At 77.1% G+C, this 18078-nt stretch carries 16 protein-coding genes; 5 read left to right on the top strand and 11 right to left on the bottom strand.

Going from position 1 to position 18078, the window contains the following annotated elements; all coding sequences use genetic code 11:
* Positions 1-268: 268 nt before the first annotated feature.
* The 4 genes from ACI78U_RS02095 to ACI78U_RS02080 form a co-directional block, all read right to left on the bottom strand.
* A complete protein-coding gene (locus ACI78U_RS02095; protein WP_456873630.1) occupies positions 269-502 on the bottom strand; it encodes a hypothetical protein in 234 nt (77 codons plus the stop codon).
* Positions 503-1023: 521 nt separating this feature from the next.
* Complete coding sequence (locus ACI78U_RS02090; RefSeq protein ID WP_456873629.1) at positions 1024-3036, bottom strand: hypothetical protein; 2013 nt, start codon at positions 3034-3036, stop codon at positions 1024-1026.
* A gap of 120 nt (positions 3037-3156) precedes the next feature.
* Entirely contained in the window at positions 3157-3891 is a 735-nt protein-coding gene (locus ACI78U_RS02085) for an alanyl-tRNA editing protein (RefSeq protein ID WP_456873628.1), read from the bottom strand.
* 17 nt (positions 3892-3908) lie between these two features.
* On the bottom strand, positions 3909-4631 hold the full coding sequence (locus tag ACI78U_RS02080; protein WP_456873627.1) for a type 1 glutamine amidotransferase: 723 nt from the start codon (positions 4629-4631) through the stop codon (positions 3909-3911).
* Positions 4632-4648: 17 nt separating this feature from the next.
* Between ACI78U_RS02080 and ACI78U_RS02075 the strand changes: the two genes are divergently transcribed.
* A complete protein-coding gene (locus ACI78U_RS02075) occupies positions 4649-5578 on the top strand; it encodes a hypothetical protein (RefSeq protein WP_456873626.1) in 930 nt (309 codons plus the stop codon).
* A gap of 101 nt (positions 5579-5679) precedes the next feature.
* A complete protein-coding gene (locus tag ACI78U_RS02070) occupies positions 5680-6300 on the top strand; it encodes a hypothetical protein (RefSeq protein WP_456873625.1) in 621 nt (206 codons plus the stop codon).
* 18 nt (positions 6301-6318) lie between these two features.
* Here the strand turns inward: ACI78U_RS02070 and ACI78U_RS02065 are convergent, their stop codons facing one another.
* From ACI78U_RS02065 to ACI78U_RS02045, 5 genes are all read right to left on the bottom strand, one after another.
* Positions 6319-7392: an acyl-CoA dehydrogenase family protein gene (locus ACI78U_RS02065; protein WP_456873624.1), complete on the bottom strand. Its 1074-nt coding sequence runs from the start codon at positions 7390-7392 to the stop codon at positions 6319-6321.
* Positions 7389-8558 (bottom strand): acyl-CoA dehydrogenase family protein, encoded by a 1170-nt coding sequence (locus ACI78U_RS02060; protein ID WP_456873623.1) that lies wholly within the window; start codon positions 8556-8558, stop codon positions 7389-7391. The genes ACI78U_RS02065 and ACI78U_RS02060 overlap by 4 nt, the downstream gene beginning before the upstream one ends.
* 82 nt (positions 8559-8640) lie before the next feature.
* The gene (locus ACI78U_RS02055) at positions 8641-8967 is read right to left on the bottom strand and encodes a hypothetical protein (RefSeq protein WP_456873622.1); all 327 of its coding nucleotides are present in this window, start codon (positions 8965-8967) and stop codon (positions 8641-8643) included.
* A 103-nt stretch (positions 8968-9070) separates the two neighbouring features.
* The gene (locus ACI78U_RS02050; RefSeq protein WP_456873621.1) at positions 9071-11332 is read right to left on the bottom strand and encodes a SpoIIE family protein phosphatase; all 2262 of its coding nucleotides are present in this window, start codon (positions 11330-11332) and stop codon (positions 9071-9073) included.
* A 13-nt stretch (positions 11333-11345) separates the two neighbouring features.
* On the bottom strand, positions 11346-12110 hold the full coding sequence (locus ACI78U_RS02045) for an alpha/beta fold hydrolase (RefSeq protein WP_456873620.1): 765 nt from the start codon (positions 12108-12110) through the stop codon (positions 11346-11348).
* Positions 12111-12311: 201 nt separating this feature from the next.
* Here ACI78U_RS02045 and ACI78U_RS02040 point away from each other — a divergent pair, with 201 nt between their 5' ends.
* Entirely contained in the window at positions 12312-13043 is a 732-nt protein-coding gene (locus ACI78U_RS02040; RefSeq protein ID WP_456873619.1) for a hemerythrin domain-containing protein, read from the top strand.
* 9 nt (positions 13044-13052) lie between these two features.
* Here the strand turns inward: ACI78U_RS02040 and ACI78U_RS02035 are convergent, their stop codons facing one another.
* A complete protein-coding gene (locus tag ACI78U_RS02035; protein WP_456873618.1) occupies positions 13053-13184 on the bottom strand; it encodes a hypothetical protein in 132 nt (43 codons plus the stop codon).
* A gap of 250 nt (positions 13185-13434) precedes the next feature.
* On the opposite strand from ACI78U_RS02035, the gene ACI78U_RS02030 reads away from it, so the two are divergent.
* Both ACI78U_RS02030 and ACI78U_RS02025 read left to right on the top strand, forming a co-directional pair.
* Positions 13435-14091: a hypothetical protein gene (locus ACI78U_RS02030; protein WP_456873617.1), complete on the top strand. Its 657-nt coding sequence runs from the start codon at positions 13435-13437 to the stop codon at positions 14089-14091.
* 232 nt (positions 14092-14323) lie between these two features.
* Positions 14324-16636 carry a HelD family protein gene (locus ACI78U_RS02025; RefSeq protein ID WP_456873616.1) on the top strand — a complete coding sequence of 771 codons (2313 nt, stop codon included), beginning with the start codon at positions 14324-14326 and terminating at the stop codon, positions 16634-16636.
* 209 nt (positions 16637-16845) lie between these two features.
* On the opposite strand, the gene ACI78U_RS02020 is transcribed toward ACI78U_RS02025, so the two are convergent.
* Entirely contained in the window at positions 16846-18078 is a 1233-nt protein-coding gene (locus ACI78U_RS02020; protein ID WP_456873615.1) for a cytochrome P450, read from the bottom strand.

The following is an 18078-nucleotide window of genomic DNA, read 5'->3' as shown; positions in this document are numbered from 1 at the left end:
GGGTCAGCCGTCCCCGCCTCCGCCACTGTCGCCGCCGCCCCACCGCCTCCGTCGGAGCCGCCGCCCCCGTCACCGCTGGTGGCGAGGAAGCCGCCGGCCGCCAGCGTCCCGGGGCCGTGCGCACGGCGGAGCGAGGACCGGCCCACGTTGTACCCGCCGCCCGCGTCGAAGCCGCGGCGCCGCTCCGAGCACCACGACTGCCGTCGTGCGAGAACGGTCCCCCTGCCGCCGATCGCGTGGAAGTGTCCCCTGCGCGCCGCCGGACGGGTCAGTCCCCGCCGCCTCCCCCGCCGCCGTCACCCCCGCCACCGCCGTCGCCCCACCCGCCGGAGTCGGAGTGGCTGCCGTGGTGACCGTCGGACCAGGAGCCGTCGCCGTACGAGCCGCCGTCGCCCCCGCTGTGACGCGCGTGGCGGCCGGGCGGACGGGACCGGCTCAGCCGCGAGCTGAGCATCATCAGGAAGACCGCCACCAGAACGGTCACGATCACGAAGGCCGTCATGGGCGGGACTGTGCCCGACGCCGGCGCCGAGCGGGAGGAATCGCTCCGCGGCACTCCTCGCCCGCAGGTGCCGCGACCTGCGCCGTCACCGGGTCGGCACAGCGCCGCGGCGCCGGCCAGGGTCTCCCGCTCGAGCCACTCCAGCAGGAACCGCGGGCCGTCCACCCGACGACCGTGACGCCTCCGGGCGTCGGGAGGCACCCGGGGGTCGTCGTGACACACGACGACACACCCGGGTGTCCGCACGACCCGGTGACGGCGAGGTGCCCGGTCGACGGGGGCGGGGCGGCGGTGCGCCACCGCCCCCGTCGTCCTGGGATGTCGGGCGGGGAGATCAGGGGTGCCGAGCCGGCGGGACGCCCGCCGCGCGGAACCCCCAGCCCCGATACCTCCCCGCCCGGTGGCCCCGACCCAGCGAGTGCCAGGTCAGGGTCACGCCCGGGAGGGCGTCGCACTGCCGACGGTGCGGTGCGGGGAGGACCCGACCTCGGCCGGCGGCTGGTGCACGCCCGGCAGGGAGGTCAGTCGGGAGAGAAGGACGGGTCGCGCAGGGCAGCGGACACGACGGCGGCAGGCGACGTCGGTGCCCAGACGAAGGAGTAGGCGGCGGGCGGGGCCGCGCAGGGGCACACCGCCGCCACGGCGGCGACCGAGGTCGACGACGACAACGTCGGCGCCGCGGGCGCGGGCGGCCTGGGGTCGGGCGCCGGGGACACGGGCTCGGCCGGCAGGTCGGGAGCGGCCGGCGGGTCGCCGCGCGCGGGGGCGGACCGCGAGCCGGTCCGGGTGTCCGCGCGCTTGGTGTCCGCAGCTGAGCCGGCCGGGGACGGGTCGGTGCCCACGGGCGGCGCGGTCGCCGACTCCAACTCGGGCAGGTCCGCGGCGGTGGGGCCGCCGACGATCGTGGCGACGGCGGACCCCGCCACCTCGACGACGACGTCGACGGCCGTGACGGTGACGGCCACGGGCGCCTGCGCGGTCGGTTCGCCGACCGCTGCGGCGGGGGTGGCTTCCGCCTCGACGGCGGGCTCGGCCGGTTCCTCGGCAGCGGGCTCGGAGACCGGGTCGGTCGCGGGCTCGATCACGGGCTCCGCCGCAGGGACGACGACCTCGGGGACGACCACCTCGGGGACGACCACCTCGGGGACGACCACCTCGGGGACGACGACCTCTGGTGCAGGCACCACCGGCAGGACCACCGGCGCGAGCACCGGGGCCACGACCTCGACGACCGGAGCCGGCAACGGCAGCACGACGTCCGGCGCCGGGGACACCACCGGCTCGAGGACCGGAGGCACGACCTCCCCCACCGGGGCGAGCACCGGAGGCAAGACCTCCCCCACCGGCGCGACGACGGGGGGCACGACGTCCGGCAGCGGCGGCACCACCGGCGGGACGACGACGTCCACCACCGGGATGGCCGGCGGCGGCACCGCTCCGCCTCCGCTCCCGGGTACTTCCACGATCGGGGGGACGACCGGTCCCACGACGGGTCCGACCACCGGCGGCACGACGACATCAACCACCGGATCGACGACCTCGTGCACGACGTCCGGCGGCGGCAGCACCACCGGCGGGAGGACCGGCTCGACGACCTCGACGACCGGCTCCAGCACCGGGCCGGCGACCGGCGGGACCACGACGTCCACAACCGGGGTGGGGAGCGTGGGCAGCACCGGCCCACCTCCGTGGCCGGGCACGTCGGGAACCGACGGGACGGCCACCGGCGGGACGGCCACCGGCGGGATGACCTCGGCCACCGGCTCCACGACCTCGACCACCGGCGGGAGGACCGGTTCGCCGACCTCGACCACCGGCTCCACGACCTCGACGACCGGCTCGACGACCGGAGCGTCGACCGGCGGGACCACCGGCCCGCCACCCTGGCCGGGCATAACGGGAACCGGCTCGACGGCCTCGGCCACCGGCTCGACGATCGGGGCGGCGACCGGCGGGACCACGGCCTCCGCGACGGGAGCCGCCTGCGGCGGGAGCACCGGGCCGCTTCCCCGGCCGGGGTTGTCGGGGACCGGCGGGACGGCGACCGGCGGGAGGACCTCGACCGCCGGCTGCACGACCGGCTCGACGACCTCGGCCACCGGCTCCTCCACCGGAGCCGCGACCGGCGGGACGACGGGCTCGACGACCGACTCGACGACCGACTCGACGCCCTCGGTGACCGGCTCCGGCGTTCCCGCGGGAACGTCCGGCTCCACGACCGATGCCACCGGCTCGGTCACGGCCTCGGCCACCGGAGCGACGTCCTCGACCACCGGCAGCGGCGTCTCCGCGGGAACGTCGGCCGGCGGCTCCACCGCCGGGACGGGCACCTCGGCAGGCGCCTCGGTGATGTCCTCCACCACCGGCAGCGGCGTTCCCACGGGAACGCCGACCGCCTCGACAGCACCGCCGAGCGCGGTGCCCGCGGGGTCGAGGGGATCCTCGGCGCGCGCCGGGGAGGACGCCAGCAGCAGCACGGCGTGGATGCCCGCCACCAGGCAGGCCAGCAGGAGGAGCCTCCGCAGCCAGGGCACGGCGACTGCGGACCTCACAGCCACCGGTGCCGAGTCTGCTCCCCGCACACGAGCAGACTAAGCCGGATCGGATCCGTCCGCTCGTGGATCACGGTTTCCCGGAGCCAGGCGTGCGGGCGCTCAGACGACGCGGATCCGGAGCCGGCGGAACCCGCGGCCCTTGCTCTCCAGCTTCACCACCTCGACCCGGCCCACCATCGCCGTGGACGCCACGTGCGTGCCGCCGTCGGCCTGCAGGTCCAGGCCCACGATGTCGACGATGCGCACCTGCTCGATGTCGGGCGGCAGCAGGTCGGTCGCGGTCCGGATGAGGTCGGGGATCGCGTAGGCCTCCTCGCGCGGCAGCGTGCGCACCTCGATCGGCCGGTCGGCGGCGATCTCGGCGTTCACCGCCTCCGCCACCCGGTCGCGGAAGTCGGCGGGCACCTCGGGGAGGTCGAAGTCCATCCGCGCGGTCAGCGGCTCCATGTTGCCGCCGGTCACCTTCGCGCCGAAGTCCCGCAGCACGACCCCGGTGAGCACGTGCAGCCCCGAGTGGGTGCGCATCAGCGCGGTGCGCCGCTCGTCGTCGAGCGCGCCGCGCACCGCCGTCCCGGGCGGCGGCACCGGGTCGCCCTCGACGGGGACCAGGTAGAGGTCGTCCCCCTTCACCGTCCCGGCGATCCGCGTGCGCACCCCGCCCCACAGCAACACGCCCTCGTCCGGCGGCTGCCCACCACCGCCCGGGTAGAAGGCGGAGCGGTCGAGGACGACGCCCCGCTCGGGGTCGACGGCGACGACGGTCGCGTCCCACTCGCGGACGGTGGCGTCGGCGAGGTCGAGCCGGTGGGTGTGGCCGTGCCGGTCAGTGCTCACGGGTCCATGCTGCCCGGTCAGGCGGCCGCCTCGGGAAGCGCCTCGGCCCGGGCGAGGAAGGCCGCCACCAGCCGGGCGCAGGCCGCGGCCGCCTCGGGCGCCCGCTCGGCGACCTCCCGCCGCAGCGTCGGCACCAGCGCGGCGGCCTCCGGCGGTGGCGGGCCGGTGAGCGCCCAGGTCTCCTCCCACGCCGCGAAGGCGGCCGGGTCGATCTCCGGGTGGAACTGCACGCCCAGGTGCGGGCCGGCGCTGAACGCCTGCACCGCGCGCCCGGTCCGGGCCACCTCGACCGCCCCGGGGGGCACGGTGAACCGGTCGCCGTGGAACTCGAACCACGGCCCGGCGGGCACCAGCGCGGGGTCGGCGGTCGCGACGTCGAGGAAGCCGTGCTCGCCCGCGGGCGCCGGCGCCACCACCCCGCCCAGCACCCGCGCCAGCGCCTGTCCGCCGAAGCAGACGCCGAGCACCGGCGTCCCCGCGTCGACCGCCCGCCGCAAGTAGGCCAGCTCCGCGCCCAGCCACGGCACCGCGTCGTCGTAGGCGGCCGCACCCGAGCCCATCACCACCAGCGTGCGCAGGTCCGCCGGGTCGGGCAGGTCGGTGAGCAGCGGCGACGGCCCGACGGTCGTGCCGACGACGACGGTCAGCCCCTGCGCCTCCAACGCCGGCCGCAGCGTGCCGACCAGCCGGGAGCCCCGGGAGGGATCGGCGTCGTGGACGAGGGCGAGCGCGGTCTGCACGGGTGCAGTATCGGCGGGTGCCCGAGGGACACCGACCGTCCGCGCCCGGCGCCGTCCGCACGGTCCCGACCGGGGACGTCGACCTCGCCGCGACGCTGGGCTCGGTCCTCTGGCTGCCCCGAGACCCGACGGCGCGGGTGGCGCCCGGCCGGTTCGAGCGGGCCACCTGCACGCCGGAGGGCAGCGGCACCGTCGTCGTCACGTGGACGCCGGGCGCCGGCACCGCGCGGGTGGAGGCGTTCGGGGACGGCGCCGGCTGGCTGCTCGAGCGCGCTCCCCGACTGCTCGGCTGCGAGGACGACGTCACCGGCTTCGACCCCGCCGGCCCGCCGCTGCGCGACCTGTGGCGACGCCACGGCCGGCGCCGGATCGCCCGCACCGGCACGCTCTGGCACGACCTGGCCTGCCTGGTGGTGCAGCAGCGGATCAGCCGCCTCGACGCCGCCGACCAGTGGCGCCGCCTGGTGACCACCCACGGCTCCCCCGCGCCGGGCGTCCCCAGCCTGTGGGCGCCGCCGCCTCCGGCCGCCCTCGCCCGGCTGTCCCACGCCGACCTGCACCGCCTCGGTCTCGAGCGCCGGCGGGCGCAGACGCTGGTCGCCGCCGGCGCCGCGCTGGCCGGGCACCAGGACCTCGCCGACGGCGACGTCGCCGCCGGCACCGCGGCGCTGCGCTCGGTCCCGGGCGTCGGCCCGTGGACGACCGGCTGCCTGGCCGCGCTCACCTGGGGCGACCGGGACGCCGTCCTTACCGGCGACAGCGGCATCCCCTCGCTGGTGACGTGGGTGCTCGCCGGCCGGGCCCGGGCCGACGACGCCGCCATGCTCGACCTGCTCGAGCCCCACCGGCCGCACCGCTACCGCGTGCTCGGCCTCGTCATGGCCAGCGGCCGGCGGCCTCCGCGGACCTCGCCGCGCGGCCGCCGGGAGGACATCACCCGCCGCTGACCGGCCGGTTCGGCCGGGGTCTTCCGCTGGCGCGTCCGGTCCAGCAGGCTGTGCGACGCGGCGGTGCCGCGCGGGCGCCGCCGTCCCGACAGGAGGACGGCATGTACGCACGCTCGACCACGCTCACCGGGACACCCATGACCGTCGACGACGGCATCTCGTACGTCGTCGACGAGGTGATGCCCGCGGTCACGAGCATGCCGGGCAACGTCGGCCTGTCGATGCTGGCCGACCGGGAGACCGGGCGCTGCATCGTCACCTCGTCCTGGCACGACCGCGAGGCGATGGCGGCGAGCGAGGACGGGGTGAAGGGGCTGCGCGAGCGGGCCGGCGGCATCTTCGGCGGCCCGCCGGAGGTGCAGGAGTGGGAGGTCGCGGTCATGCACCGCCGCTCGGAGGCGCCGTCGGGCGCGGCCACCCGGGTGACGTGGAGCCGGGCCGACCCCGCCGACGTCGACCGCATCCTCGACGCCTACCGGACGATCATGGTGCCGCGGATGGAGGGCTACACCGGCTTCTGCAGCGTGAGCCTGTTCCTCGACCGGGAGAAGGGACTGGCCTCCTCCGCCGTCACCTTCGAGGACCGCGAGTGCATGGCCGCCAGCCGCACCCACGCCCGCGCCAGCCGGGACGACTTCGCCCGCCTCATGCGGATGGAGATCACCGACCACGACGAGTTCGACCTGATCCTCGCCCACCTCCGCATCCCCGAGACCGTGTAGCGCGGCCCGGGCCGGCGGTCACACCACCCGGGTGAAGGCCGGCCAGACGTCGTCGGGGGCGGCGGCGACCAGGCCTGCGCCGAGCGCGCGCGACCACGCCAGCTCCGTGCCGGCCTCGTCGCGCCACGACCAGCAGCGCCGGGTGAGGTGGTGCAGCCGGTGCTCCTGGGTGAAGCCGATCGCGCCGTGCACCTGGTGGGCGAGCTTGGCGACGGTCCCGACCGCCTCCCCCGCGCGCACCTTCGCCGCCGCCGCGGCGAGCACCACGGTGTCCGCGTCGCGGTCGAGCGCCTGGACGGCGGCGTCGACGAGCGCGGCGGTGGCGGTGACCTCGCCGGCCATCTGCGCGAGCTCCACCTGGATCGCCTGGAACTTCCCCAGCGGCCGGCCGAACTGCACCCGCTCGCCCGCGTACTGCACCGTCCAGGCCAGCACCTGCTCGAGCGCGGCGGCGATCTGCACCGCGCGGGCCAGCGCGTAGCGGGCCCGCACGAGATCCGCCTGCGCCGGCGACAGCAGCGCGCCGGGCACGCCGACGCCGTCGAGCACCAGCGACCCGCGCGGCTCCCCTGCCAGGTTGACCGCCCGGGATGCGTCGAGCCCCGCGGCGTCGACCACGGCCAGCACCGCCCCCTCGATGCCGGCCGGCGGGGCGGCGAGCACCGCGACGTGCCGCGCGACGCCGGCCCACGGGACGTCGGTGGCGGTGCCGGTGAGCACGAACCGCCCCGGCCCGTCGCCGTCGTCGGAGGGCTCGGCGGTGACCGCCCCGTCCGGCGCGACGGTCAGCGGCTCGTCGGGTGAGGGCAGGGCCAGCCCGGCGGCCAGCACCGCCGGCCCGGCGACGAGCAGCTGCTCGGCCACCGGCACCGCACCGGCGCCCGCGGCGAGGGTGCGCACCACCGCGACGGCGTGGGCGAGCTCACCGCCGGACCCGCCGGCCTCCTCGGGCAGCCCGACGCCGGTCAGCCCGGCCCCGGCGAGGTCGGCCCACAGGCCCTCGTCCCACGGCCGCTCGGCGGTGAGCACGAACGGCTCGTGGCCGGTGAGGATCTCCCGGACGGTCCCGACCACCAGGTCCTGGTCGCTCATCGCAGCCCCAGCCCGCGCGCCACGATCCCCTTGAGGATCTCGTTGGTCCCGCCGCGCAGCGTGTAGCCCGGCGCGTGCAGCTGCGCCTCGGCCAGCGCCCGCCCGAGCGGGTCGGGGCTGTCCAGCGACGCCGGCACGTCGACCACCCGGCGCACCTCGTCGACGACGTCCTGCTCGAACGTCGTTCCCGCGTCCTTGACCAGCGCGGCCGGGATGTCGGGGAGCTCCCCGCGGTCGAGCGCGGCGGCGATGCGCAGCGACAGCTGCCGCAGCGCCAGCGCCCGCGCGGACAGCCGGCCGAGCACCGCGAGCTGTGCGGGGTCGCCGGAGGCGGCGGCCCGGCGGCCGAACTCGGCCAGCAGGGGCCAGGTCGACAGGAACCGCTCGGGCCCGGAGCGCTCGAAGGCCAGCTCCGCGGTCACCTGGTGCCAGCCGGCGCCCTCGGTGCCCAGCAGCATCTCGCCGGGGACGACGACGTCGTCGAACACGACCTCGTTGAAGTGGTGGCCGCCGTCGAGGATGCGGATCGGGTTGACCGTGATGCCGGGCAGCGACAGGTCGACCAGCAGCTGGGTCAGCCCCTGGTGCTTGCCGCGCGGGCCCTCGCCGGGCGGGCCCGAGCGCACGAGCACGATCCCGTAGTGCGAGTGGTGGGCGTTGCTGGTCCACACCTTCGCCCCGTTGACCACCCAGTCGCCGTCGGCGGTCCGGGTGGCGCGGGTGCGGATGGAGGCGAGGTCGGAGCCGCTGTCGGGTTCGCTCATCCCGATGACGAAGTAGCACTCCCCCGCGGCGATGCGCGGCAGGATCTCCTTGCGCTGCTCCTCGGTGCCGTAGCGCAGCAGGTTGGGCCCGGACTGCCGGTCGGCGATCCAGTGCGCGGCCACCGGCGCCCCGGCGGCGAGCAGCTCCTCGGTGACGGCGTAGCGCTCCATCGCGGTCCGCTCGTGACCGCCGTACTCCCTCGGCCAGGTCATTCCCAGCCAGCCGCGGGCGCCGAGCTTGCGGGAGAAGCCGGGGTCCACGCCGGAGAGCCAGGTGTCGACGTGGGTGGTGAACGTGCCGGCGGCGAGCTCCTCGGCGAGGAACTGCCGCACCTCGAGGCGGACCTGCTCGGCGGCCTCCGACCGCGGCGCGGGCGCCAGGGTCAACTGGTCGGTGCTCATGCGGACTCCGGTTCCCCACGTCGTCGTGGCAGTTGTCTGCCCACGGTTGTACAGCGCACCGGCCGGGGCCCGCCCGGGAGGGTCAGCGCCGGTCGTCGCCGGGGAACGCGTCGGCGGCGAGCTGGCGCAGCTCCGCGACGGCGTCCCCGGCCACCGTGGCCAGCCGGGTGGCCGCGCCCGACACGAGGCGGCGGACGGCGGCGGGGTCCAGGCCGAGGAACTCGCCGATCCCCGCGGCGGCGTCCAGGCCGGGGAACGCGCGCGCCGGCTCCGGGGCCGCCGCCTGCTCGGGCGACCAGCGCATCGCGTCGGCGGAGACGGTGAGGTCGCCACCGGCGCCGTCGAGGGCGTCGCAGAGGTCGTCGCTGGCCGCGCGCCGCGGGGCGCGCTCCTCGCCGGCAGGTCCCACGGCCGCCTCCTCGGGGTGCGCGCCGACGTGCTGGGGGGATACCGCGATGGTCCGCCCGGGGCGGGCCGGCCGCCAGGGGTCGGCCTCGTCCCGGGCGATGGGGTCAGGGCAGCCGGGTCAGCGCCAGCAGCGCGACGTCGTCGGCCCGGCGGGGACCGGTCAGCGCCGCCAGCAGCCGGTCGCAGAGCTCGTCGGGGTCGGCGACCTCTCCCTCGCCACCGGCGGCCACGGCCCGCAGCCGGGCCAGGCCGGTGTCGATGTCGGCGGTGCGGCTCTCCACCAGCCCGTCGGTGTAGAGCACCAGCGTGGCACCCGCCGGCAGGAGGCCCGACCACTCCGGCGCCGGGCCCGGCGGCGCGCCCAGCAGCCGGCCGGCGGGGACGTCGAGCAGCTCGGCCCGCCCGCCCGAGACCAGCAGTGGCGGCGGGTGCCCGGCCGAGGCGATCCGTAGCGCGCCGGTGGCCGGGTCGAGCCGCGCGAACAGCGCCGTGGCCATGCGGGGCAGCCCGAGCAGCGGCCAGCTGCCGTGCAGCCGGTCGACCAGCTCGGTCGGACCGGGCCGCTCGGCCAGCAGCGCCCGGTGCACGCTGCGCAGCTGCCCCATGGTCGCCGCGGCGGTGACGTCGTGGCCGACGACGTCCCCGACGGCCAGCGCGACGTCGCCCTCCGGCAGCGGGACGACGTCGTGGAAGTCGCCGCCCACGTCGGCGCCCCGGCTGCCGGGCAGGTAGCGCACCGCCAGCGCCAGCCCGGGCACCGACGGCGGCACCGGCGGCAGCAGGCTGGCCTGCAGGGCGTGCGAGGTCCGCGACTCCAGCTCGATGCGGGCGGCGACCTCCAGGCCCTGCGACATCTGCAGCGCCAGCTGCTCGGCGGTCTCGACGTCGGCCTCGGTGAACGGGCCCCGCCGGGCGTCGTTGCCGAGCGTGATCACCCCGAGGGACCGGTTGTCGGCGACCAGCGGCACGCAGACCAGGTCGGTCAGCTCGAGCGCGGAGGAGACCGCCAGGTGCCCGGGGCCGGTGACCATGCGCACCAGCCGGCCCTGGTCGACGCCCCGCAGCCACACCGTCCGCCGCCCGGCCATCGCCTGCACGCTCGGGTGGTTGCCGTCCCGGCGCGGCAGGTGCAGGTCGCGCAGCTCCTCGACCAGGTGCCGGCGCGCGGGGTCGGCGTGCGCCACGACCGGCTCGACCAGACCCCGCTCGGTGAGCACGTCGATCACGCAGACGGCGGCCAGCCGGGTCACCGCCAGGCTCGCCAGACGCTCGACGGTCTCGGTCATCCCGTGCCCGGCGGCCATCAGCCGCGCCGCCTCGAGGAGGAACGCCGACCGGTCGGCCTGCCGCACGGTCTCCTCGTGCAGCCGGACCCGCTCCAGCGCCTGGCCCGCCTGCCGGCCCAGCGTGGCCAGCAGCTCGGCGTCGGCGGGGGTCAGCGCGCCGCGCGTGCCCGGCTCGCTCAGGCTGATCAGCTCGCTGTCGTCGGTGACGCCGAGGACGAGGACCAGCGCCCCCAGGTGCCGGTCGTCGGCGGCCGACACCGGGACGACGACGATCGACTCCTGCCCGGCCTCGGCCATCGCCGCCGCCAGCTCGGGCCACCGCTCGCGCAGCCCCGGGCCCAGCGGCACCGCCCGCACCCCGCCGGCCCGCACGAGTTCCACACCGTCCTCGGCCGCAGAGACCAGCGCGTCGCGCAGCTCGGGCGTCAGGCCCTCGGCGGCGGCGAGGGCGACCGGCACCGGCCGCCCGGGCACCGCGCGCCCGGGGCGGTGCCGGGCCAGCCACAGGCCGGCGCCGCCCGCCTGCACGGCGCCGCGGGCCCGGCGGACGACGACGTCGGCGACCCGCTCGGGCGAGGCCGCGGCGGCGAGCTCGGAGACGACCTGCTGCAGCGTCCGCGCCCGCGCCTCGGAGTCGGCGGCGGCCCGCTGCGCGGCCAGCAGCGCCCGCTCGTAGCGCCGCCGCGAGGTGGCCTCGAAGACCGTGGCCCGCACCAGCAGCGGCCGCCCGTCGTCGTCGCGCACCTCGACGGCGTTGACCAGGCAGGGGAGCACCGAGCCGTCGGCCCGGACGACGTCGAGCGCGACCTCCCGCACCGCTCCCTGTAGCCGCAGCAGCGGCGCGAGGTGGGTCTCGAAGTACACCCGCCCGCCGGCGCTGAGCAGGTCGGGCAGCCGGCGGCCGAGGACCTCGTCGGGCAGGCGCCCGGTCCACGTGCAGAACGTCCCGTTGACCTTGACCACCCGCCCGTCGGGGACCATCGACAGGTAGCCGCACGGGGCGTTCTCGTACAGGTCGGCGGGGTCCTCCTCCAGCAGGCGGGCGAGACCGCCTGGACGCTCGTGCCGTTCCTCCCCCACGGTGCCGTCCGTCTCAGCGCTCGAGGAACGCCCGGATCGCGGCCACCGTCTCCTCCGGCGCCGACAGGTGGGGGCAGTGCCCGGTCGCGGCCAGCTGGGTGAAGACACTGCCCGGCACCTGCTGGTGCACGTAGCGCCCCACCGGCTCGGGGGCGATGGAGTCGTCGGTGCACTGCAGGACCAGGGTCGGCACGCAGACGGCGGGCAGGTCGGCGCGGTTGTCGGAGAGGAAGGTGACCCGGGCGAACTGCCGGGCCACCACGGGGTCGGTGCGGCAGAAGCTGGCGGTGAGCTCGGCGGCCACCTCCGGGTTCTCCGGTCCCGCCACGACCGGCCCCAGCGCCGCCGCCCACTGCTCGGGGTTGCTGTCGAGCGAGTCCAGCAGTGCGGCGACGTCGGCCCGGCTGAACCCACCGGTGTAGCCCTCGTCGTCGACGTAGCGGGGGCTGGGCCCGACCATCACCAGCGCGCCGAACAGCTCCGGCGCGCGGAGGACGGCGAGCACGCCGATCATGGCGCTCACCGAGTGGCCGACGAACACGACGTCGGAGAGGCGCAGCGCCCGGCAGAGGTCGACGACGTCGTCGGCGTAGCCGCCCAGCGACGCGTACCGCTGCGGGTCGTAGGCGGTGAGGTCGGAGCCGCCCGAGCCGACGTGGTCGAAGGTGACCACCCGGTGGTCGACGGCGAAGTCGGGTTCGACGGCGCGCCACATCGTCTGGTCGCAGCCGAATCCGTGCGCCAGGAGCATCGGCCGGGCCGTCTCCGGTCCGCTCACGCGCACACAGTTCCGTGTGACCACGCTCACCGCCCGACCGTAACGGACGGACACGTCCCTGTCCCCGTCCCACCCCGCAGCGCGCCGGGACACGCCGCGCGCGACCCCCTGTCCCCCGGCGGTGCGGCTGCCTACCCTTCCCTCGTCCCGGGCCGCAGAGCCCCTCGCGCGCCCGGGCCCGGACCCGCACCGAGGGGTGTCATGACCGTCGCACCGGCTCCCTCCCGCCCCGCCGTCCCGGGCGGTCCCGCACTCCGCACGGGCAGCTCCCGCGCGGTCGACTCCGAGCTCGTCCTGCACCGGCTGGTGCGCCGCGAACTGCGGGTGCTGGCCGAGCTGTCCACCTGGGCACCGGCCGACGACGCCGCCCGCGCCGCCGCGCTCACCCGCCACGCCGACCTGGTCGGCCGGGTGCTGCTCGCCCACCACGCCACCGAGCGCGAGCTGCTCTGGCCGGCGCTCCTCCAGGCCCTGCCGGCCGCCGGCGCGGACGCTGCGCGGGCGGCGCTGGCGGGCTGGACCGCCCGCTGCGCCGCCGTGGACAACGCGCTGCGCGACCTGTCGACCGCGGCCCGGCAGTGGGCGGTGGCCCGCACCGAGCGGGCGCGGGACGCCTTCGCCCTGGCGTGCCTGGACCTCGCCCGCGCCGTCGAGGAGCACACCGCCACCGAGGAGCGCGACCTGCTGCCGCTGGTGGCCGCGCACCTGCCGCCGGCGCGGTGGACGGCGATCAGCCGCGCCGCGCGCCCGGTGCTCGGCCGCCGCGAGCGGCTGCTGGTGCTGGGACTGGCCCTCGAGGACGCCTCCCCCGCCGAGCGGGCCCGGCTGCTGTCGGGCGTGGACCGCCGGCTGCGGCTGGCCTGGCGGCTGACCGGCCGGCGGTCCCACCGCGCCGCGGTGGTCCGGCTGCGCGGGGCTCCCCCGGCCGCCTGAGACGGGGGCTCAGTAGCGGGAGGTGCCGCAGTCGCGGCAGCGCTTCTTGGCCGTGGTGGTCTCGCCGGAGCAGTTCGGGCAGCTCCAGGTGACCCGGTCGCCGGTGCGCTCGGTGGTGCGGTCGGTGACGGTGGTGCTCATCGCGTCGTTCTCCCTGTCCTCCGGAGCCCCCGACGGTAGGCCGCCGGGATGACGGGGAGGTGTCGTGCGGGTTGCCGACGGTGCCGGGCCTCCCCTGGCCCCGGCCGCCATCGGGCCACGCGGCGCTGGCGGCCCACTGGGACGCGGGTGCAAGTCGGCCTCCCAGTCGCGCTGCAGTCCCGCGCAGGGGGTGGGCGGGAGCGTCCTCGCAGCGAGCCGGACCGCGGCTCCCCACCGAGGAGGCACTGCCATGACCCGCACCCGCCTGACCCGCACGCTGCTCCGCACCGCCGTCCCCACCGCCGCGTTCGCCGCGGTGCTCGCCACCACCGGCACCGCGTCGGCGAACTCCTACGCCTACAACGCCTACGACACCGACGGGAACGGCTACATCGACCTCTACGCCTTCGACGACAGCGGCGACGGCTGGGAGGACACCTGGGCGGTCGACTGGGACGAGAACGGCCTGACCGAGCAGGTCGCCGTCGACACCGACGGCGACGGCTGGGCCGACACGTTCGCCTTCGACAGCGACGAGGACGGCTACGTCGAGGAGGTCGGCGTCGACACCACCTACAACGGCCTGCCCGACGTGTGGGGCGCCGACACCGACTACGACGGCTACGTCGACGCGGTCGCCTACGACTACGACGACGACGGCTACGCCGACCACTCCGAGCTCGCGACCTCCGCGTCCTACGCCTACACGTCGGTGAGCTACGTGTTCGCCGAGGCCGACGGCTGGACCTACTGGGAGGTCAGCGTCGAGTACGGCTACGGCCTGGTCTCCGAGCAGACCGCGGACAGCGGCATCGACGCCAGGACCGGCGCCCTGCAGATCACCGGGAACACCGCCGACGACGACGCGGTCGACGCGGCCGCCGACGCCCTGCGGACGCTGTTCTGAGCCCGGACCGGTGAACGCCGCGGCCGGCGCCGGTCACGAGGACGTGGGCACCCCCTTCCTCCTCGTCCCCGGCGCCGGCGGGCGCGCGACCGGCCCGACCCGGCGGCGCGGGACGGCGACACGCGCAGGCACGTGACGCGGAGCCCGGGACGGCGGAGGATGGACGGCCGCTCTCCGTGCCGGCAGGACCCGCGCGGCAGGGCCCGAACCCGTCCTAGCAGAGGGAAGTGCAGTGCCGGCCACCCCGTCCGACGTCGTCCCCGACCCCGAACTGGCCCGCGAGCAGGAGTACGTCACCGACCTCTACCACCGCCTGGACGCCGCCCGCGAGCTGGCCGCCCGGCGGATGCGGCAGGCGATCACCTGGCCCGCCGTCGACCCGCAGGCGCTGCAGGAGCGCGACGCCACCGTGCGCTTCCACGGCGAGCGGGTCGTCGCCCTCGACGCCGCCGAGGCGGGGTTGTGCGTCGGTCGCATCGACCGCGCCGACGACGGCGGCGCGCTCTACGTCGGCCGGATCGGCCTGCCCGCCGACGACCCGGCCGGCGACCCCGCGCTGGTCGACTGGCGCGCTCCGGCCGCGCGGCCGTTCTACGTCGCCACGCCCGCGCACCCGCTGGGCATCGTGCGCCGCCGGCACATCCGCACCCGCGGGCGCACCGTCGTCCGCCTCGACGACGAGGTGCTCACCACCGGCGTCGCCGGGTCCGGGCTCACCGGCGAGGCCGCGCTGCTCTTGGCGTTGGACGCCTCGCGGACCGGGCGCATGACCGACATCGTGCGCACCATCCAGGCCGAGCAGGACCGGGTCATCCGCAGCGACGCCGCGGGCGTGCTCGTCGTCCAGGGCGGCCCGGGCACCGGGAAGACGGCGGTCGCGCTGCACCGGGCGGCCTACCTGCTCTACACCCACCGGGAGCGGCTGGCCCGCCGTGGCCTGCTCGTCGTCGGCCCCACGCCGACCTTCCTGCGCTACATCGCCGACGTGCTGCCCGCCCTCGGCGAGACCGGCGTGCTGCTGGCAGGGCTGGGACAGCTGCGGCCGGGCCTGGACGCCCGCGGCGAGGAGCCGCCGGGGACGGCCGCACTCAAGGGCCGACTGGAGATGGTCGACGTGCTGCGCGCCGCGGTCGCCGACCGCCAGGGGGTGCCCGACGCGCCGCTGGAGGTCGTCGTCGACGGCTACCCGCTGCGGCTGCGGCCGATCGACGTCAGCCGGGCGCGGGCCGCGGCCCGCAAGGCCGACCCGCTGCACAACCTGGCCCGGCCGGTGTTCGTCCAGCGGGTGGTCGACACGCTGACCCGCCGCTACGTCGACCGGATCGGCGCCGGCGTCCAGGCCGGAGCCGACCTGTTCGACCGGGAGGACGTCGCCGCGCTGCGCCGGGAGGTCGCCGAGGACCCGCAGGTGCGCTCGCTGCTGGCCCGGCTGTGGCCGGTGCTCACCCCCGAGCGGCTGCTCACCGACCTCTATGCCGACCCGGCACGCGTCGCCGCGGCCACGCCGGAGTGGTCCGACGCCGACCGCGCGCTGTTGCACCGCCCTTCTGGCAGCGCCTGGACGCCGGCCGACGTGCCGCTGCTGGAGGAGGCCGAGGAGCTGCTCGGCTTCGACGACAGCGTGCAGCGCGCCCGCGCCGAGCGGGACCGCCACCGCGCGCTGCAGCGGGCGCAGGAGACCCTCGACGTGCTGCACGGCTCCCGATCGGTGGACCTGGAGGACGAGCACCTGGAGGCCGAGGTGCTCAGCGCCGGCGACCTGCTCTCGGCCGAGGACCTCGCCGACCGGCACCGCGAGCTCGACCTGCGCACCACCGCCGAGCGGGCCGCCGCCGACCGGACCTGGACGTTCGGGCACGTCGTCGTCGACGAGGCGCAGGAGCTCTCGCCGATGGCCTGGCGGCTGCTGGTGCGCCGCTGCCCGACCCGGTCGATGACCGTCGTCGGCGACGTCGCGCAGACCGGCAGCCTGGCCGGCGCCGACCGCTGGGAGGAGGTGCTCTCGCCGCACGTGGGCAGCGCCTGGCGGCTGGAGGAGCTGACGGTCAACTACCGGACACCGGCGGAGGTCATGGCCGTGGCCGCGGAGGTGCTGGCCGCGACCGGCACCGGGCTGCGGCCGCCGCGCTCGGTGCGCACCGGCGGCACCCCGCCGGCCGCCGAGGTGACCGGGGAGTCCGGCCTCGCCGGGCGGGCGGCGGAGGTCGGCGCGCACCTCGCCGGGCTCGAGGGGACCACGGCGCTGGTCGTGCCGCCGAGCCGGCGCGACGAGGTCGTGGCCGCGCTGTCGGCGCTGCGGCCGGACGTGCAGTCCGGGCCCGACGCCGACTCCTCGCTCGGGCCGGTGGTGCTGCTGCCGGGCGAGGCGAAGGGGCTGGAGTTCGACTCGGTCGTCGTCGTGGACCCGCAGGGGGTGCTCGAGGAGGGCGTGCGCGGGCTCAACGACCTCTACGTCGCGCTCACCCGGGCCACCCAGCGGCTGACCGTGCTCTCCCCCGGTCCGCTGCCGGCCGTGCTGTCCGGGCTGGGCGCCGCCGCGGCTTGACGAAGGACCGCTCCTCCCCCCACGCCTCGCGAGCTCGGCGCGGGCCCCTGAGGAGCGGCCGTTCCAGCACGTCACCACGCTCGTGCTCTGCACACACCGGTGTGCAGAGCACGACTGCTCGCGGGACCACCACGGCCGCGGCCGGGTCTCCTTCCGCGGACGGTCGTGCTCTGCCCCCACCTGTAGGCAGAGCACGACTGCCGCCCGGGCTACCCCTGGGCGGCGGCGGGGCGGAGGACGACGCCGCTGGCCGGGCGGGCCGGGATGCGCCGCAGCGAGATGGTCAGGTCCTGGTCGGCGGGGATGTCGAGGGGCAGCCGCGCCAGGCAGGGCGCGAGCGCAGCGAGCAGCGCCACGGTGATCTGCTCACCCGGGCAGCGGTGGTTGGTGCGGGGGTCGCCGCCGCCCTGGGGCACGAGCTCGTAGGCGCCGATCTCGCGGCCGAGGAAGCGCTCGGGCCGGAAGGCGTAGGGGTCCTCCCACAGCTGCGGGTCGTGGTTCTGCCCGTAGAGGTCGAGCAGCACCATCGCGTTCCGGGGGATGGTCTGCCCGCCGAACTCCAGGCGCCGCGGTGCCCGGCCGCCGATGAACGGCGCGAAGGGGTAGAAGCGCCGGACCTCGTGCGCCCACGCCTCGGCGAACTCCGGGCCGGCGCCGGCCAGCTGCTTCCGGTACTCCGGCCAGCGGGCCAGGGCGTGCCCGGAGAAGGCCGTGAACCAGGCGACCGCCGTCGTCGGCCGGATGACGTTGAGCAGCTCGACGGCGGCCACCCGCGGGTCGAGCAGCCCGCCCTCGACGTCGCGGTGGGCGGCCACGACGTCGAGCACCGACCCGGGCGGCGCGTCGAGCTCCCCGCGGCGGACCCGCTCGACGATCCCGCCCAGCCAGTCCTCGCGCCGGCCGCGAGCCCGCCGCGCCCGCCAGTGCCGCGGCCCGCCGGTGGCGAAGCCGTCGACCATCGCCACGAGGTCGGCGGCCAGCGCCGGCACCTCCTCGTCGGCCACCGGGACGCCGGCCCAGCGGGTGACCGCCCCGGCGATGACCTCCGCCGACGCGTCGAAGAGCACCACCTGCGGCCGGGTCGCCCACTCCTCCGCGGCGGCGTCCCACGCGGTGGTGGCGCGCTGCACGAGGGCGTCGATCCGCTCGGGGTCCATGAGCACGGACACGAACATCGCCTTGCGGACCCGGTGTGCCTCGCCGTCGAGGGTGTGCACCGCGCCCTTGCCGAACAGCGTCCCCTGCACCGGCTCGGGGATCGCGTGCGCGCGGTGGACGTGGTCCTCGTCGTAGAGGAACCGGGCTGCCTCCGGGCCCTCGATGCCCACCGCGGGCAGGCCGCCCAGCCGGGTGCCCACCGCACGCTCCCCGTGGGCGCGGCGCAGGTCGGGCAGCCAGGCGTAGCCCTTGGCGAACAGGGCGAGGGAGTTCTCCAGACGCAT

This window comes from Geodermatophilus sp. SYSU D00710, from assembly GCF_054050195.1.
This window is presented reverse-complemented; position numbering and strand designations above follow the sequence as displayed.